The sequence below is a fragment of the Pseudomonas sp. Irchel s3h17 genome, assembly GCF_900187505.1.
Lineage (GTDB): Bacteria > Pseudomonadota > Gammaproteobacteria > Pseudomonadales > Pseudomonadaceae > Aquipseudomonas.
The window spans coordinates 1-16,327 of record NZ_FYDL01000008.1; the positions used below are offsets into that span (position 1 = coordinate 1).

14 protein-coding genes and 1 rRNA gene are annotated in these 16,327 nt (G+C 60.5%); 8 read left to right on the top strand and 7 right to left on the bottom strand.

Translation table 11 applies throughout. The features are described from left to right. Positions 1–6 precede the first annotated feature (6 nt). The 4 genes from rrf to CKW25_RS12675 all read left to right on the top strand — a co-directional run bounded on the left by rrf (position 7) and on the right by CKW25_RS12675 (position 3,834). A 5S ribosomal RNA gene (rrf, locus tag CKW25_RS12660) occupies positions 7–122 on the top strand. A gap of 149 nt (positions 123–271) precedes the next feature. Next, positions 272–931: a paraquat-inducible protein A gene (locus CKW25_RS12665; RefSeq protein WP_095079647.1), complete on the top strand. Its 660-nt coding sequence runs from the start codon at positions 272–274 to the stop codon at positions 929–931. Then, the gene (locus CKW25_RS12670; protein ID WP_095079648.1) at positions 918–1,541 is read left to right on the top strand and encodes a paraquat-inducible protein A; all 624 of its coding nucleotides are present in this window, start codon (positions 918–920) and stop codon (positions 1,539–1,541) included. Before CKW25_RS12665 ends, CKW25_RS12670 begins: the two co-directional genes overlap by 14 nt. Beyond that, positions 1,534–3,834: a PqiB family protein gene (locus tag CKW25_RS12675; RefSeq protein WP_095079650.1), complete on the top strand. Its 2,301-nt coding sequence runs from the start codon at positions 1,534–1,536 to the stop codon at positions 3,832–3,834. Before CKW25_RS12670 ends, CKW25_RS12675 begins: the two co-directional genes overlap by 8 nt. A gap of 96 nt (positions 3,835–3,930) precedes the next feature. Here the strand turns inward: CKW25_RS12675 and mksF are convergent, their stop codons facing one another. The 3 genes from mksF to mksB are packed head-to-tail and all read right to left on the bottom strand — an operon-like array spanning position 3,931 to position 8,739. Continuing rightward, the gene (gene mksF / locus CKW25_RS12680) at positions 3,931–6,771 is read right to left on the bottom strand and encodes an Mks condensin complex protein MksF (RefSeq protein WP_095079652.1); all 2,841 of its coding nucleotides are present in this window, start codon (positions 6,769–6,771) and stop codon (positions 3,931–3,933) included. Next, a complete protein-coding gene (mksE, locus tag CKW25_RS12685) occupies positions 6,768–7,472 on the bottom strand; it encodes an Mks condensin complex protein MksE (RefSeq protein WP_095079653.1) in 705 nt (234 codons plus the stop codon). Before mksE ends, mksF begins: the two co-directional genes overlap by 4 nt. Next, the gene (gene mksB, locus CKW25_RS12690; RefSeq protein WP_172736510.1) at positions 7,462–8,739 is read right to left on the bottom strand and encodes an Mks condensin complex protein MksB; all 1,278 of its coding nucleotides are present in this window, start codon (positions 8,737–8,739) and stop codon (positions 7,462–7,464) included. The genes mksE and mksB overlap by 11 nt, the downstream gene beginning before the upstream one ends. A gap of 216 nt (positions 8,740–8,955) precedes the next feature. On the opposite strand from mksB, the gene CKW25_RS12695 reads away from it, so the two are divergent. Next, entirely contained in the window at positions 8,956–9,702 is a 747-nt protein-coding gene (locus CKW25_RS12695) for an energy transducer TonB (RefSeq protein ID WP_095079657.1), read from the top strand. Then, complete coding sequence (gene rimI, locus CKW25_RS12700; RefSeq protein ID WP_095079658.1) at positions 9,695–10,147, top strand: ribosomal protein S18-alanine N-acetyltransferase; 453 nt, start codon at positions 9,695–9,697, stop codon at positions 10,145–10,147. Before CKW25_RS12695 ends, rimI begins: the two co-directional genes overlap by 8 nt. 24 nt (positions 10,148–10,171) lie before the next feature. Here the strand turns inward: rimI and CKW25_RS12705 are convergent, their stop codons facing one another. Continuing rightward, entirely contained in the window at positions 10,172–10,561 is a 390-nt protein-coding gene (locus tag CKW25_RS12705) for a serine kinase/phosphatase (RefSeq protein ID WP_095079659.1), read from the bottom strand. A gap of 156 nt (positions 10,562–10,717) precedes the next feature. Between CKW25_RS12705 and can the strand changes: the two genes are divergently transcribed. Then, entirely contained in the window at positions 10,718–11,362 is a 645-nt protein-coding gene (gene can / locus CKW25_RS12710; protein ID WP_095079662.1) for a carbonate dehydratase, read from the top strand. Positions 11,363–11,379: 17 nt separating this feature from the next. Here can and CKW25_RS12715 read toward each other — a convergent pair whose 3' ends face one another. The 3 genes from CKW25_RS12715 to CKW25_RS12725 form a co-directional block, all read right to left on the bottom strand. Beyond that, positions 11,380–11,898 carry a lysine methyltransferase gene (locus CKW25_RS12715; RefSeq protein ID WP_095079663.1) on the bottom strand — a complete coding sequence of 173 codons (519 nt, stop codon included), beginning with the start codon at positions 11,896–11,898 and terminating at the stop codon, positions 11,380–11,382. Between the two features lie 184 nt (positions 11,899–12,082). Further along, a complete protein-coding gene (locus CKW25_RS12720) occupies positions 12,083–13,255 on the bottom strand; it encodes a hypothetical protein (RefSeq protein WP_095079665.1) in 1,173 nt (390 codons plus the stop codon). A gap of 130 nt (positions 13,256–13,385) precedes the next feature. Then, complete coding sequence (locus CKW25_RS12725; protein ID WP_095079667.1) at positions 13,386–14,804, bottom strand: short-chain fatty acid transporter; 1,419 nt, start codon at positions 14,802–14,804, stop codon at positions 13,386–13,388. Positions 14,805–15,008: 204 nt separating this feature from the next. On the opposite strand from CKW25_RS12725, the gene CKW25_RS12730 reads away from it, so the two are divergent. Continuing rightward, complete coding sequence (locus tag CKW25_RS12730; protein ID WP_095079669.1) at positions 15,009–16,325, top strand: MFS transporter; 1,317 nt, start codon at positions 15,009–15,011, stop codon at positions 16,323–16,325. The last annotated feature ends 2 nt before the right edge of the window (positions 16,326–16,327 follow it).

Below are 16,327 nucleotides of genomic sequence, written 5' to 3' on the forward strand. Positions count from 1 at the left end.
GAATTTCTTGACGACCATAGAGCATTGGAACCACCTGATCCCATCCCGAACTCAGCAGTGAAACGATGCATCGCCGATGGTAGTGTGGGGTTTCCCCATGTGAGAGTAGGTCATCGTCAAGATTAAACTCCGAAACCCCTATCTGCGTATGCAGGTAGGGGTTTTGTTTTGTCCGCAGAAATGTACATTTCAGGATTGAGACAAAATTGCTCAGTTATTTCTGAGCCAGAACACTAGAATAGAACCCTTACTTTTAGAAACAGAGTCCTTTATGCCAGATCCGGTTGACGCCTCCGGGCTGTCAGATTTACCGCTGGAGAACTTGGTGGCGTGCCATGAGTGCGACTTGCTGATGCACAAGCCGCCGCTCGCCCATGACGAGAAAGCCCTGTGCCCGCGCTGCGGCTATGAACTCTATGCACATCGGCACAATGTCGTGGAGCGTAGCCTTGCCTTGGTGATCGCGGCGTTACTGCTGTTCGTTCCGGCGAACTTTTTACCCATCATGGAACTCCATTTGCTCGGGCAGTCGTCGCACGACACTGTCTGGAGTAGTGTCCTTGGCCTGTTCGACACGGGCATGCAAGGTGTGGCAGTGGTGGTATTCCTGTGCGGCATGGGAATCCCGTTGCTCAAGCTGCTCTGTCAGTTGTCGGTGTTGCTCAGTATTCGTTTTGATATCGGACGCAGCTACGGCCTGTTGCTCTATCGCATTTATCACCATTTGCGCGATTGGGGGATGCTTGAGGTCTATTTGATGGGCGTGTTGGTGGCCATCGTCAAGCTGGCCGACCTGGCCTCGATCACGATAGGCGTTGGCCTGGTCTGCTTTATCAGTTTGTTGTTGACCCAGGTCTGGCTAGAGGTGGTGATGTCGCCCCATCAGATTTGGGAAGCACTGTCAGGGGAGGATGCTCATGCGGGCGATTGATGCGGGCATTCTGATTTGTGCTGAGTGCCATCAACTGAACAAGCAGGAACCGGGTACCGACGAGCAGACATGCACACGTTGTGGTGCGTTGGTTCATGCTCGCCGGCCAGACAGTCTGGCACGTACCTGGGCGTTGTTGATCACGGCCGCCATTCTCTATATCCCCGCAAATGTGTTGCCGATCATGACGATCAGCGCGTTAGGGCAGGGTCAGGGCGACACGATCATGTCCGGTGTGATCGCTCTCGTTCAGCATGGGATGTTGCCCATCGCTGCCGTGGTGTTCATCGCCAGTATCCTGGTGCCGACCTTCAAGTTGGTCGGTATCGCCCTATTACTGTTTTCGGTGCAGCGCCGCCAGCCTTTATCCGCCCGGCAACGCATTGTGATGTACCGCTTTATCGAGTTCATTGGCCGATGGTCAATGCTGGATATATTCGTCATCGCCATTCTGGTGGCGGTAGTCAACTTTGGTCGGCTCGCCACTATCGAGGCAAATTTCGGTGCGGTGGCCTTCGCCAGTGTGGTGATTCTGACAATGCTTGCTGCAGTAACTTTTGATCCCCGACTGATTTGGGATAACACGGAGTCGGACGACGACCATGACTGATTTGCCTAAAGCTAAAACCCGACCGGCTTCCAACTGGTCGGCTATCTGGGTGTTGCCCCTGATCGCCTTGGTGATTGGCGGATGGTTGGGCTGGCGTGCCTACAACGAGACCGGAATAGAGGTACAGGTCCGTTTTGAAAGCGGTGAAGGCATTCAGGCCAACAAGACCGAGGTCGTTTACAAGGGCATGTCGATCGGTAAGGTCAAAAGCCTCACGCTCGATGATGCTGGCAAAAGCCGCGGAGTGATTGCCACCATCGAGATGAACAAGGATGTGGGGCAGTACCTCAAGACCAGCACGCGTTTCTGGCTGGTCAAGCCGAGCGTGACTATGGCCGGGATCACCGGCCTGGAAACCCTGGTATCGGGTAACTACGTCGCCATCAGTCCGGGGGAGGGCGAGTCCGCCCGCAGGTTCAAGGCCCTGGCGGAGGAACCACCGCTTTCCGATTCCAAGCCGGGTTTGCACCTGACCATCAAGGCTGATCGACTGGGTTCCCTGAACCGCGGCAGCCCGGTGTTCTACAAGCAGATCCAGGTCGGTCAGGTGAAGAGCTACCTGCTGTCCGAAGATCAGAGCACCGTCGAGATCAAAGTGTATATCGAGCCGACTTACGCCAGCCTGGTACGCAAACATACGCGTTTCTGGAATGCCAGCGGGGTCAGTATCGATGCCAACCTGTCGGGTGTGAAAATTCGCAGTGAGTCGCTGGCCAGCATCGTTGCCGGCGGTATCGCGTTCGCTACACCGGAAAACCGCCAAGACAGCCCGCCTACGGATCCGAGCCTGCCGTTCCGTCTCTTTGAAGACTTCGATGCGGCCCAGGCCGGTATTCGCGTGAAAGTGAAACTGGGTGATTTCGAGGGCCTGCAGGCTGGCCATACACCGGTCATGTACAAAGGGATTGAGGTCGGTACCCTCAAGGGGCTCAAGGTGGACTCTGATCTGTCCAGCGCCACTGCCGAATTGACCCTTGACCCGTTGGCCGAGGATTATCTGGTCGAAGGCACTCAGTTCTGGGTGGTCAAGCCGTCGATTTCTCTGGCCGGTATCACTGGGCTGGAAGCCTTGGTCAAGGGCAACTACATCGCCGTGCGGCCTGGCGACAAGGGCAGTGCCCCCAAGCGCGATTTTGAAGCTCGGGCAAAGGCGCCACCGCTGGACTTGCGCGCACCGGGCTTGCACCTGGTGCTGTTCACTGAAAACCTGGGTTCGCTGGAGGTCGGCAGTCCGATTCTCTACAAGCAGGTCAAGGTTGGTTCGGTACAGAGCTATCAGTTCTCGCGGAGGAAGAAACAGTTGCTCATCGGCGTACATATCGAAAAAGAGTACGAAGGACTGGTCAACGCCTCGACACGATTCTGGAATGCCAGCGGCATCACCCTGACCGGTGGCCTCAACGGGATTCAAGTCAAAAGCGAGTCCCTGCAAAGCCTGATGGCTGGTGGTATTGCCTTCGATACACCGGAGGCCACGGCCCCCCTGCAAAAGCGTATCCCGCGTTTCCACCTGTTCGCCGACCATGAAGAGGCGACTCAGAAAGGTACCGTGGTCACGATCAAGCTCGACCGTGCAGACGGTCTGCGCACCGGTACGCCGATTCGCTACAAAGGGCTGGATGTCGGCAAGGTCGAAGATGTCGATCTCAGCGACGACCTGCAGTCCGTGCTGCTCACTGCGCGCATTACCGAAGTGCCGGAGCGCATTGCCCGGGCCGGCAGCCAGTTCTGGGTGGTCAAGCCGGAGCTTGGGCTGATCAAGACTTCCAATCTGGAAACCCTGGTGACCGGGCAATACATCGAGGTTCAACCCGCCGCGAAGAGTCTCGGTCCGCAGACGAGCTTCGTCGCGCTGCCTCAGCCGCCTGAAGCTGTGGCCCAGGAAGCGGGCTTGAGCCTGGTGTTGAGCGCTGCTCGCCGCGGTTCGCTGAAGACCGGTGTGCCAGTGACTTACCGGGAAATCACGGTCGGCAAGGTGACCGGCTACGAGCTGGGTCAAACCGCGGATCGGGTGCTGATTCATATCCTGATCGAGCCCAAGTACGTGCCTCTGGTGCGTAGCGGCACGCGTTTCTGGAACAGCAGTGGTTTTGGCCTGGACTACAGCCTGTTCAAGGGCGCGACGGTACGCACCGAATCGCTGGAAACCCTGATTCAGGGCGGTATTGCCTTCGCCACGCCGGATGGGGAACGCATGGGCAACCCTGCGCGAGTGCAGCAGACCTTCCCCTTGTTCGACAAGTTCGAGGACGAGTGGCTGGTCTGGGCGCCGAAGATTCCTCTGGGCAAGTAGTCTGGAGGCCGCCTTCATCGAAGGCTGAGCGATGCCCACAAAAAAGGCCGCGATCCATGGGATCGCGGCCTTTTCATTGGAACCGATTAAAGCAAGTCAGATCGCATCCAGCTCGGGTTCGTCTTCCTCGACCTTGACGGTGGTTTTCACCTCGTCATGGCGGCGAATGAACTTCCAGTCCGCCTCATCGATGTAGATGCCGTTCGGTCCACTGCCGCCTTCCAGGTCGATCGCCACACTGGCGCAGACCTGTGGCTTCACACTGGCCAGAATTGGCACGAAGCCCAGTTGCAGGCTGGTTTCCAACAATGCTGCCTGGTTCTTCTCGTCAATGTCGGCCGCCTCGTCGAGGTAGTACGGCAAACGCACCCGCCCGGCCAGGTCACGGTCCATCAAGTGCAGCAACAAGTACATGTTGGTCAGCGCCTTGATGGTCATGGTGGTGCCGTTGGAGGCCGCGCCATCGATGTCGGTGTGGATCACGGGCTGGCCGTTGACCTTGGTGATCTCGAACGCGAGTTCGAACAGGTCCTTGAGGCCGAGCTGGTTGTGGTTCGCCGCCACCAGGCGTGCCAGGTATTCCTTGGCCTCTTCGTTCTTGTTGTCCTGCTCGGCGCTTTGGCTCAGGTCGAACACCGACAGGGTTTCGCCTTCTTCATATTGACCGGCGCTGTGGATGATCTGGTCGATATGCTTGAGGGCTTCCTTGTTCGGCGCCAGCACGATGCGGAAGCTTTGCAGGTTGGAGACCTGACGCTTGTTGATCTCGCGGTTGAACAGGGCCAGTTGGTGTTCAAGGCTGTCGTAGTCGCTGCGGATGTTACGCAGGGTGCGCGCAATGTCGGTGACCGCCGCGCGACGCGCCTTGCCCAGGGTCAGGGCTTCGTCGGTACGGTGTGCGTAAGCGTTGATCAGCAGTTGCAGGCGACGCTCCATGTCGTCTTCGTTGTCGAACTTGGCCACGCCCTTGAGGCGCACCTGGGCGTACAGCGCATCGATCTGGCCATCAGCCCGCTGCAAGCCCTGCCAGCTGTCCTGATAGTCATTGAGCAGCGGCAGCAGGTTATCCATGGAATCATCGATCGGGTCCATGAAGGGGGTACCGAACGGCAGGTCGGCCGGCAGCAACTGACGGCGGCGCAGGGCGTCGTCGAGGGTGCGCTGCTTGGCTTCCATGTCGCCGATCTGCCGGCCGACCAGTTGCAGCTTGGCCGACAGTTGCTGGACGCGTTCGGTGAAGGCGTCGCTGGAGCGCGTGAGTTCGTCCTGCGCGGCTTCCATCTGCGCCAACTGTTCCAGCTTGTCACCTTCTTCGGCACTCAGGGTTTGCGTGCGACGGAAGTCCTCCAGGGCTTTCTGCGCGTCCAGTACCTGCTGGTACAGCGCTTCGGTCTGGGTCTTGCTCGCGGCGCGGTCAGCCGCAACCGCCTGCTGGGTCTTCAGTTGCTTGAGCTCTTTGTCCAGGCGCTCTTTCTGATCGCGCAGCGCGGCGCGGTCAGCCAGTGCTTGCAAGGCCGGCGGCTCAATGTGCGACAGGTCGATGGACAGGCCCGGGACTTCGAAGCGTTCGCCCTTGAAGCCATCCAGGATCAGCTCCATGGATTTGACCCACTGACCGTCTTCGTCCAGCGCGATGCCATGTTCGCCCAGCGGCAAGCTGAACAATGCACTGTTGAACAGGCGCATCAAGCGTTCGACGTCCTGTTGCGAGAACTCTTCACGCAGGCGGGCGTAGCTGTTGTTGTCGGCGTTGTCGAGTTGCTGCCTGACCGACTTCAGGCGCTTTTCCAGATCCCGCAGACGCTCATCGAGGTCTTCGGCACTGAACTGACGCGATTGCGCCAGTGCACCGGCCAGTTCGTCGTGGGCGTCCTTGGCGGCCAACAATTGCTGTTCAAGCAGTTTGACGTCATCCACCAACGCGAAGCGATGCTTGAGGACCGACAACTCGCCGAGCCAGCGCTGGATACCAGTGATCTCACGCTCCAGGCGCATCAGCTCCTGAGTGCCGCCACGCTGATCGTTTTGCAGCGCGTCCTGCTCGTTGCGATAGTGCTCGGCCTGGATCGTCAGCTCTTCCTTGCGTGCGCTGGCGTAGTCCGACCAGGTGCCGAGCAGGGAGTCCAACAGTGGCGAGATGCGGTGCAATTTGCCGCGCAGGATGTTGCGCTGGGTAACGCCTGACGCGAGGGCTTCGACCAAGGGACCGGCGGTGACCAGCGAGTTGTAGTCCTGCTCCATGCGACGTACATCGCGGAAGGCTTCTTCGCACGCGGCAATGTAATCGACGCTGCCGGAACGCAGGCTGTGTTCGAAGGCATCGAGGAACAGTTGCTTGAGCTTGGCCGCGGTGATTTCGCGCATGTGCAGCAGGTTGATGAACAGCGCGCGGAAGGTCTTGAGGCTCTGTTCGCTGGTGGAGCGCAGCGGGATCAGCGTCAGGTCCAGTGGAATCGAGGTGTGACCGCCGACCAGCAGGCGACGCAGTTCGTCCGGCTTGAGCTCGTAGGCTTTGAGCCCCTCGCGTTCAAGGTTGGTGAACAGCTCTTTCTGGCGCAGGCAGGTGTCGTTCTTCTGGTAGTGGGCCAGGTCCAGTTTGCCGGCGTAGGCAAAGAACTGGTGACCGAAACCACCGCCCGGGCCGCGCCCGACCACGCCGATCACGTGGGGGCCGTGAGGCAGCGAGACTTCCACCAGGATGTAGCTGGTGTCGGAGGCAAAGTAGAAACGCCGCGATTGTTCCAGGCTGTACTTGCCAAAACTCATGTCCGACATGCGCGCCAGAATCGGAAACTGCAAGGCGTTGATCGAGGCGGACTTGCCGAGGTTGTTCGCGCCGTAGACCGACAGCGGCTCTTCCAGCGGGAACAGGCCGAGGCTGTAGCCGGCGGTGTTCAGAAGGGCAAAGCGGCGAATGCCGTAACGTTCCTTGCTCATGCGTCGATTTCCTGTTCTTCGGCAATGGCGCGGGCGAGGGCGTTTTCTTCGCTTTCCTCACCTTCGAATTCGCTCAGGTCCAGCGGATCATCGGTTTGCAGCAGTTTTTCATCACTGTCGTCGTCGATCAGCACCGGAGCCGGCAATGGCAGCACACTGTGCAGGCTGGCCGCCAGGTCACGGTCCTGCTGGACTGAGAGGCAAACGTCGAGGAAACGGTGCATGGGCGGCAGAAAGCGGTAGACGCCGTTCTCTTCGTTGGCGAAGCCCAGCTGGGTCATGCGGCGCATGATTTTTTCTTCCAGCTCTTCCTGGGTTTGCACTTCGGCCTGGATGAACAGGTCACGGTACTTTTCCAGCAACGACGGCAGCTCGTCGCGACCGAGGCTGCCGCCATCAAGGACGGCAATCGGGTCGCGCCCCTGGTCGGCCAGGTGCTCGACCAGGATGAAGGTGAACAACGCCAGGCGCTGGGCGGTCTTGTTCACCGCCGCGGCGGCGAGATCCGGCACAAAGTAGTAGAAACCACGGGTGTCGCACACCAGCTCAAAGCCCAGGGCCTTGAACAAGGTGCGGTATTGGTCCTGAAAGTTCGACAGCTGGGCATACAGCTCGGGATCACGGCGGCTGACGTGGTAACCCTTGAACAGTTCGCGAAAGATGGGGGCCAGCTGAGACAGTTCACAAAGATCAAGATGCATGGGGAGTGCTCGCGGAATTCTCGGTGGCGTCTGTGCCGGCCGAGAGCAGGGCGAAGGAGCGCAGGCTGACCTGGTGCTCGTGAGTATGGTAGTCGCGGCGCTCCAGGCGTTCACGCTGGAAGCGCTTGTCCCGTGACAGGCGGGAAAACCAGTACAGCAACTCGTCGGTTGCGCCGTCCGGTTCCTGCTCCAGCAACCAGGACATCAGGTCCGGCATCGGCAGCGCGCCTTCGCAGCGTTCGAGCATTTCCCGAACGGTACGCGGGGCACGCGGGGCTTCGCCTTTCTGTGTCTTGTGAGACTTGGGGAAGAGCGCCGGTTTCGGTTCGAAACGCGCCAGGGCATACACGTAGGCTTCGACCTGGCTGGCACTGCCCAGGAAGGTGCTTTGCGGCCGGGTGAACATCGGCATGGCGGCTTGCGGTACGGCGTCGATGCCCTTGCGGCGGATCATCGACAAGGCCAGCGCCGCGCCACGGGTCACGGCATTGTGCCGGCGGGCCTCTTCACGCAACGGCAGCAGCAGTTCGCGAGCGTGGCGCAAGGTCAGCTGGGCGCTGGTCTGCATTTCCAGAATCCGCGCATGGGTACGCAGCAGCATGTCATCGTCGACCAGATGACCGAGGCGTTGCTGCTCGGTGAGCATGCGCAACAGCACGTTTTCGACCTTGCGCACCCCCTGTTCGAAGGCGCCGTCGGCGTTCACCAGCTGGATCATCGGCTCGACGTATTCATCCCAGGTCGCCAGTACCTCGGCATAGCGCTGGCGCAGCGGGATCTGCCGGTCGCTGGTCTTGGCCCGCTCGGCGACGGCCACCAGGGCCTGTTCATCGTTGGCGAGCTTTTTCAGCACGTCACGCACGCGCATGTCGAGCAAGCGCAGCTGGCGCGCCAGGTCGTTGCCATCACGGACGTCGAAGGCGTCCTGAATGTAGCCGGCCAGCCGCTCCAGGTGCCGCAGATAGGCTTCGATTTCCAGGCACAGGCCCAAGCGGTGCTCACGGCGCAGGTAGGCGAGGAAGTCGTGGATCTGCGCGTTCAGTTCAAAGCGGTTCGGGCTTTTGGCCACCGGAACCAGAATATCGAGGCGGATCCACACGTCCAGCAGGCTGGTAATGTCCTGTGGCGTGCTGTCCAGTTGCTGGGCGGCCAGCTGTAAGCGCAGTTCGTTGAGGCTCAGTGTGCCTTGGTCGAAATGCTCGCACAGCGGCTCCAGAAGTGCCCAGTGTTCGGCGAGGGCGCGCAAGACGCGCTTGGGTTCGATCATTGGATTGGCCGGCTGGTTGGCGATTAAAAGCAGCGATTGTACTGCATCGCGTGCGATGGGCATCACCCTCGCGGGATTGACGGGACGGACAGTCGTTTTTCTATTGATCAACAGCGGGCGATCTTCAGCGAAGGGCGGTAGAATCCCGTACCTCAGTTATCCACAAGTGGCCGACCTTTGCTTATCGAGTCCCGCCGTCGCGCTTATCTGACCGCCATGCAGGTGGTCAGTTGGCTGCCGCGCACCGAATTGCCCTTTGCCGCCCCGTCGCGGCCCGAGTTGCTGCAAGCGCTGGAACCTTTGCCCGAAGCGCCGGTTGCGCAGGCACAGGTAACGAATGCCGTTGCGCAACCGCTGGCCAAGCCGGCTGAGCGGGTCAAGATCGAGGTGCCGCGCCCGACGCCCACGGTGGCACGCCCGGCAAGCAAACCGGTCGAGGAGGCCGACGCCGCGCCAGTGGCGGCCAAGGCCCCACAGGTCCCGCCACCGCGTTTTGCCCTGCAATTGCTGCGTGCCGGCCGCTGCCTGCTGTTGGTGGAATTACCCACAGGCGAAGCGTTCCAGAGCCGGGATCCGGCCTACTTGCTGCTCAAGGACATGCTGCGCGCAGCCGGACTGCCGGACAGCCCGCAAATTGTCGGTGAACCGGTGCGCTGGCCGCTGCTGGCCCGCGGCACCCTGGATCAGGGGCCGGAAGCGGCGCGCGACTTTGTTCAAGGCTTCTTGTCGGCTCGCCTGGAAGACGCTCCCTGCGTGTGCCTGTGGCTGATCGGCCTGCCGGCGGTGCGTTTTGCCGGTGAGGCCAATGCCGAAAGCTACAACCGTGAGCTTCAGGTCGAAGGCCTGGGGTCGGTCTGGGCGCTGCCTGGCCTGGAGTTATTAATGGAAGAGCCACAGCGTAAGGCTGAAGTCTGGCAAGCCATGCGTCGGCTGATGGCGCGTTGGAAAGAATCAAATGAGTGATGCTGTATCGTTCCGCCCGATGACCGAAGCGGATCTGGACGCTGTACTGAAGATCGAATACGCGGCGTTCAGTCATCCCTGGACCCGCGGGATCTTTCTCGATGGCCTGGGCAAGTACCAGATCTGGCTGATGTTCGAGGGGCAACAACAGGTGGGCCACGGGGTGGTGCAAATCATCCTGGATGAGGCACACCTGCTCAATATCACGGTCAAGCCGGAAAGCCAGGGGCGCGGCCTGGGCCTGATGCTGCTGGAGCACCTGATGTCCCGTGCCTACGCCGCACAGGCCCGGGAGTGTTTCCTGGAGGTGCGCGACAGCAACCGCGCCGCCTTCCGCCTGTACGAGCGTTACGGTTTTAACGAAGTCGGCCGCCGTCGTGATTACTATCCGGCGGTAGGCGGGCGTGAAGATGCTGTCGTCATGGCCTGCACATTGGTGGATTGAGGCGACCCCGGCGAGGGCAGAGGATCAGCGCTTGCGGTCGAGCGGGTCGCGCTGCGCCAGTTCGGCTTCATCCAGGCCTTTGCCACCCCCGATGTCGGCTTCACCGACAATGCTCAGGTCCCAGTCGGGGCTGAAGCTTTCATCGGCTTCCAGCGCGTCGCGGGCACCGTCTTCGCGAATCAGGGTTTCCGGGCTCAGGTCATCGTCGGTGGCGTCATGCTCCTCATCGGTCGTCCCTGTCGATGCTTCACCGGCGGGTCGCCGTTGGCGCTCGGGGTGCGGATCGGTATCACCGATTTTTGCCCTGGATGGCTGTTCATTGAAGTCCAGTTCGCGCATCGAACCCATGCGATCCTCGTTGTCGTCGATGGGTTCCGGTTGCACCGAATTGAACGGACGTCGTGATTCGGTCATGGCAACGCCTCATACTGCGTATCTACTTATAGTGTGGACAGGTACCGGGCGGGAAGATTCCCGCACAGCCTGTATCTGAGGTTATCTGCATCACCGGCGTGACCCCGGCGGACGCTTGTCTGTCAAATCAGCGCACCATTCTTGAGGCTTCAGAGCATGAACGAATTACAAGATCTGATTGATAACAACGAGCGCTGGGCCGATGCGATCAAGCAGGAAGATCCTGACTTCTTCGCCAAGCTGGCCCGACAGCAGACGCCTGAATACTTGTGGATCGGCTGCTCCGATGCACGGGTGCCGGCCAACGAAATCGTCGGTATGTTGCCGGGTGACCTGTTCGTCCACCGAAACGTTGCCAACGTGGTGCTGCACACCGACCTCAACTGCCTGTCGGTGATCCAGTACGCAGTCGACGTGCTCAAGGTCAAACACATCCTGGTGACCGGCCACTACGGCTGTGGCGGCGTGCGCGCCTCGATGCAGGACCGCCAGCTGGGCCTGATCGACGGCTGGCTGCGCTCGATCCGTGACCTGTATTACGAGCATCGCGAAGCCCTTGGCCAGCTGCCGACCGAAGAAGAGCGTGTCGACCGTCTCTGCGAGCTCAATGTCATCCAGCAAGTGGCCAACGTCGGTCATACCAGCATTATCCAGAATGCCTGGCATCGCGGGCAGAGCCTGTCGATTCATGGCTGCATCTACGGCATCAAGGACGGTCGCTGGAAAAGCCTGAACGCGACCATCAGCGGTTTCGAGCAATTGCCGCCGCAGTACCGCCTGCGCCCGGTTGGCGCCGTGTAAAAGACCCCGGCCCCCTGCTATTGGGGGCCGTGCCGGTGCCAGTGCTGCAGAAACAGCCGACCTTCGGCGTTTGGCGGCTCATCGTAACCGGTGATCCAGCCTCGGCATTCCGCTGAACCACACCGACAGGCGAACTGGCGCAGCAGTTTTTCTTCGGTGCTGGTGTAGTCCATGCACAACCAGGTGCCTGGCTTGATGTCGTGCAATGCCCATAACCACAGCTCACTCATGTCGAGAAAGACATTGGGGTCGCATGAGTGTGGCAACCGCCCGCAGAAGTACTGGTCGTAGACATGAACACCCGGTACCAACTGAACGGTATGCAATTGACGGACATGTGTCAGTTGCCCGGAGACACGGCACATTCGCGTGATGCGCTGGTAATGACGCTGGGCCTTGATCCCCGAGGGGGGATGATCATTGCTGCCGCCGACTTCGAAGTCGGCCAGGGATGGATAGCCCTGATTCGCACTGAGCGTTTCATAGGGGTAAATACAGGTACTCGGGCGTAGCCGAGCCGTGGCCTGGGTTTTCATGACAGATCCTTGTCTGTTCAGCGCTGCGACTACCGTCGACGGGCCATCCTGTCAGCCCTGCAGCCCCTGGGGTACGAACCAAGCGTCGCGCAAATGGAATCGCAGGTCTACTGTCAGTATTGACAGGAGAGAGTGCCTACTTGCTGCGTCAGTGAAAGCTGACGCAGCAAGCCGGCAAGCCGGTTTAAAGAGGCGGGGCTGCCTGCGCAAGCGCCGGCAACGGCGCCCGGAGCTGCTCGAGTTGGGGTTTGATGTCCGGGGCCGAGCATTTGGCTGTGGCCTGCCCGGGTGTCAGCCCGCGGATTGAGGTATAGAACAGCTCGCAGGTCTTCGCTTTCTGGGTCACCTGCCAGTTTTGTGTACAGGATGTGAGCTGTGCGCTCGGGTCACTGGACGGTTTGCTGCCCATGCCGGCCTGCCAGCAAGCGGCGCTCAAGTCCTGGCCCATCACTTTCAAACCCACGGCATCGGCCTTGGCCTGATCGCCTTCATAGTTCTCGGGGTCGGCGGCGTACCAGATATAGCTGGGATGGTTGGAGCCCAGCACCGGCACCGTCACGCTTGGGGTCGGGTTGATATGGGCCAGGCCCAGTACGGCCACGGTCGGCCCATACTGTTCCTTGATCCAGTTACGCACCGGTGCGCCGAACGCGACCATTGGCAAGGTCACGCCGCTGGCGGTCTGGCTGAATTGCCTGACCATGGTGGTCTGGTAGTCCTTGAAGTAACCGTAGACGCCTTCAAGGTCCTTGCCGGCATTGGAAGGGGCCGCAATCGGCGCGATGTCGATGATGGTCTGGAAGGCCGGCGTTTGTTCGGCGGCAATGCCATTGACGGTCAACAGCGTTGCCCAGCGGTCGGTGGTCTTCGATTCCAGGTAATCCTGGGCCTGAGTCAGCGAATAGTCCGGTGGGAAGTGCAGCAACTCGACGCTCTTGCGGTTTTCCAGCGCCATGCCCAAGGGCAGGAACAGGTACCAACTGTATGCCCACTTGCCGTCGGCATTGAGTTTGTTGGCACCATTGTGGGCCAGGTCCCCGGCATCGAGTAATGCCCTCAGCGGTTTTGCGTAGCCTTTTGGTACGCCGCGGATATCAGCGACGAGCTGCTGCTTGTCGGTGCTTACCCTGACTGTTGCGTTGCGGTAGCCATCGCGCCGAACGCTTTGGGTCAGGTAGTGCTCGACCGTTTGTTCCAGCGTCCAGTCGCGATAGCAAATCACATTGCAGTTGTTGGGGTAGGCGAACAACCGCGTGACCCGCTCGGTACTGCCCAGTTTCAGCTGGGTATCGGCGAGGGCGGTGGTACTCAAGGCAAGGGCGGCGAAGGTGAGGCTCAATCCTGGGAGTTTGAACATGCTCAGATCCTTTTCAGCGTGGGCCCCGGAAGCGGGGAGCAAGACATACTGAAACGATTGATGACGCAAGGTCCAGTATCAGTCTGAAACGCTGCACGTGTTACGTGTGCCACCCTTGCAGGGCCTCGGATCAAGGCATCACGGGCGCCACATACTGGAGCGTCGTCCCCAGTGCCCACAACAGAAACAGCACCAGCGGCGTGTGCACCAGCAATTGCACGAATGAAAACCCGATCAAGTCCCGCGCCTTCAACCCCAGTACGCCGAGCAGCGGCAGCATGTAGAACGGGTTGATCAGGTTGGGCAGCGCTTCGGCGGCATTGTAGATCTGCACGGCCCAGCCTAGGTGGTACTCCAGGTCATTGGCGACCTGCATCACATACGGCGCCTCAATGATCCATTTGCCACCCCCGGATGGAATGAAGAAACCGAGAATGGCCGAATACACGCCCATCAGCACCGCGTACGTGTCATGGGAGGCAATGCTGACGAAAAAGCTCGAGATATGGTGCGCCAGGGACTGGCCATCAGTGCCTTTGACCACGGTCATCAACGCCGCGATGGAGCCGTACAGCGGGAACTGGATCATCACACCGGTGGTGGTGGGCACCGCACGGGCCACGGCGTCGAGGAAGCTGCGCGGACGCCAGTGCAGCAGTGCCCCGAGCATCAGAAACAGGAAGTTGTAGGTATTGAGCCCCGAGATCGCACTGATCGCCGGCTTCGTCGAAAACTCATGAAACAACCAGCCGGCCGCCAGCAGCACCAGCAAAATGGTCAGCAGCGGGCTGTATTCCAGCCATTCGCCGGGGCGGGAACGAGGGGCCAGCGCTGGCAGGCTGAAGCTGGGGTCGACGCCGCAGTCTTTGGCGTCACGGGCAGAGTTCGGGCCGGGGGCGGTGGCGTAGGCGACCACCAGCGAGACCACGACCAGCGCCAGCAACAAGACGCCGGACTGCCAGAGGAAAATCGTCTCGGTGAACGGGATGACGCCAGTGATCGACAGGATCGAAGGCGGCAAGCTGGCCGGGTTGGCCTGCAACTGGGCCGCCGACGAGGACAGCCCCAGCGCCCAGACTGCGCCGAGTCCCAGGTAAGCGGCGGCACCGGCGGCGCGGTAATCCATGCGCAAATCGGTGCGTCGGGCCAGCGCGCGTACCAGCAAACCGCCAAACACCAGTGACAGCCCCCAGTTCAACAAGGATGCGACCATGGAAATCAGCGCGACCCAGGCCACGGCCGAGCGGCCATTTTTCGGCACGCGAGCCAGGCGATCGATCAGTTTCACCGCCGGTGGCGAACTGGCGACCACATAACCACCGATCACCACAAAGGCCATTTGCATGGTGAACGGGATCAGGCTCCAGAAGCCGTCGCCGAAGGCCATGGCGGCATCGGTGGGCTTGGCGCCCATGGCCATGGTGGCGACAGCGACGATGATCACCGCGAGTGCCGCGAAGACCCAGGAGTCGGGAAACCAGCGCTCGGCAAAGTTTGAGCAGCGAAGGGCAAAGCGGGCGGAGCGGCTGTCTTCGATATCGGTAGACACGCAAGTACCTCGATTTTCTTATGTTTATTGGGGTGCCAGCAGGGCTCTGGGGGCCCTGTTGGTCAGCCGGCAACAGTAATTCAATCAAGGCGTTTTTGCGGTGCTGTTTTGCACATCTAGGACTATGGTCTAACGGGTTGTCCGGGAGCGCGTTTGCGTAGACCATGGGCGCCGTGTTTTTTTGTCTATTTTTCGAGCCTGTTTATGACTGCCATCCCTGTCACTCGTCCCGCGCCGTTTTCCCGGTCCGACTACAAGACCCTGGGCCTGGCGGCGCTCGGCGGAGCGCTGGAAATCTACGACTTCATCATTTTCGTATTTTTCGCCCTGACCCTCAGCCAGCTGTTCTTCCCGCCGGAAATGCCAGAGTGGCTGCGCCTGCTGCAAAGCTTCGGGATTTTTGTCACCGGCTACCTGGCGCGCCCCCTGGGCGGGATTCTGATGGCGCATTTCGCGGATCGACTGGGGCGCAAGAAGGTGTTCAGCCTGAGTATCCTGATGATGGCGTTGCCGTGCCTGCTGATCGGAATCATGCCGACCTACGCCCAGATCGGCTATTTCGCGCCCTTGCTGTTACTGCTGCTGCGGGTGTTCCAGGGGGCGGCAGTGGGCGGTGAAGTACCCAGTGCCTGGGTGTTCGTCGCCGAGCATGCTCCCACCGGTCATCGGGGGTATGCCCTGGGCTTCTTGCAGGCCGGCCTGACGTTCGGCTACTTGATCGGCGCATTGACCGCGACCTTGCTGGCGCAGGCATTCAGCCCGGCGGAAATTCTTGATCACGCCTGGCGCTATCCGTTTCTGCTGGGCGGCGTATTCGGTGTGATCGGTGTGTGGTTGCGCCGCTGGCTCAATGAAACCCCGGTGTTCATGGCCATGCACGCCAGTCGCGAACGGCACACCGAGTTGCCGTTGCGCACGGTGCTGCGTGAGCATCGGATGGCGATGTTGCCAGCGGTGATCCTGACCTGCGTGCTGACCTCGGCCGTGGTGACCTTTGTGGTCATCACCCCGACCATGATGCAGAAGACCTTCGGCATGACCGCCAGCCATACCTTTGCCCTGAGCAGCCTGGGTATCGTGTTCTTGAACATCGGGTGCGTGATTGCCGGTGTCATCGTCGACCGTATCGGTGCCTGGCGCACCGTAATGCTCTATAGCCTGCTGCTGCCGCTGGGGATTGGCGTGCTCTATGCCAGCCTGATCGGTGGTGGGCAGTGGATCGGCCTGGCGTATGCCATTGCCGGCTTGAGTTGCGGGGTCGTGGGCGCGGTACCGTCGGTGATGGTCAGTCTGTTTCCGGCGCGAATCCGGGTCTCGGGGATTTCGTTCACGTACAACATCGCCTATGCGATCTGGGCCAGCATCACGCCGTTGTTGCTGATTGGCCTGATGCCCTGGAGCCCTTGGATTTGCGTGATGTTTTGCGCGGTGATGGGGGTGGTGGGCGTGGGCGCGGCGCTGTACTTCGGCTCGCGTTTGCCGCAGGTCGCCCTACAGCCTGGCGCGACCTGTTGCCCTTGAGG

Excerpts from the sequence above, each read along its gene's own strand:
- CKW25_RS12665 (WP_095079647.1), top strand. The coding sequence starts at position 272 with ATGCCAGATCCGGTTGACGCCTCCGGGCTGTCAGATTTACCGCTGGAG.
- CKW25_RS12670 (WP_095079648.1), top strand. The coding sequence starts at position 918 with ATGCGGGCGATTGATGCGGGCATTCTGATTTGTGCTGAGTGCCATCAA.
- CKW25_RS12675 (WP_095079650.1), top strand. The coding sequence starts at position 1,534 with ATGACTGATTTGCCTAAAGCTAAAACCCGACCGGCTTCCAACTGGTCG.
- mksF (WP_095079652.1), bottom strand. The coding sequence starts at position 6,771 with ATGAGCAAGGAACGTTACGGCATTCGCCGCTTTGCCCTTCTGAACACC.
- mksE (WP_095079653.1), bottom strand. The coding sequence starts at position 7,472 with ATGCATCTTGATCTTTGTGAACTGTCTCAGCTGGCCCCCATCTTTCGC.
- mksB (WP_172736510.1), bottom strand. The coding sequence starts at position 8,739 with ATGATCGAACCCAAGCGCGTCTTGCGCGCCCTCGCCGAACACTGGGCA.
- CKW25_RS12695 (WP_095079657.1), top strand. The coding sequence starts at position 8,956 with ATGCAGGTGGTCAGTTGGCTGCCGCGCACCGAATTGCCCTTTGCCGCC.
- rimI (WP_095079658.1), top strand. The coding sequence starts at position 9,695 with ATGAGTGATGCTGTATCGTTCCGCCCGATGACCGAAGCGGATCTGGAC.
- CKW25_RS12705 (WP_095079659.1), bottom strand. The coding sequence starts at position 10,561 with ATGACCGAATCACGACGTCCGTTCAATTCGGTGCAACCGGAACCCATC.
- can (WP_095079662.1), top strand. The coding sequence starts at position 10,718 with ATGAACGAATTACAAGATCTGATTGATAACAACGAGCGCTGGGCCGAT.
- CKW25_RS12715 (WP_095079663.1), bottom strand. The coding sequence starts at position 11,898 with ATGAAAACCCAGGCCACGGCTCGGCTACGCCCGAGTACCTGTATTTAC.
- CKW25_RS12720 (WP_095079665.1), bottom strand. The coding sequence starts at position 13,255 with ATGTTCAAACTCCCAGGATTGAGCCTCACCTTCGCCGCCCTTGCCTTG.
- CKW25_RS12730 (WP_095079669.1), top strand. The coding sequence starts at position 15,009 with ATGACTGCCATCCCTGTCACTCGTCCCGCGCCGTTTTCCCGGTCCGAC.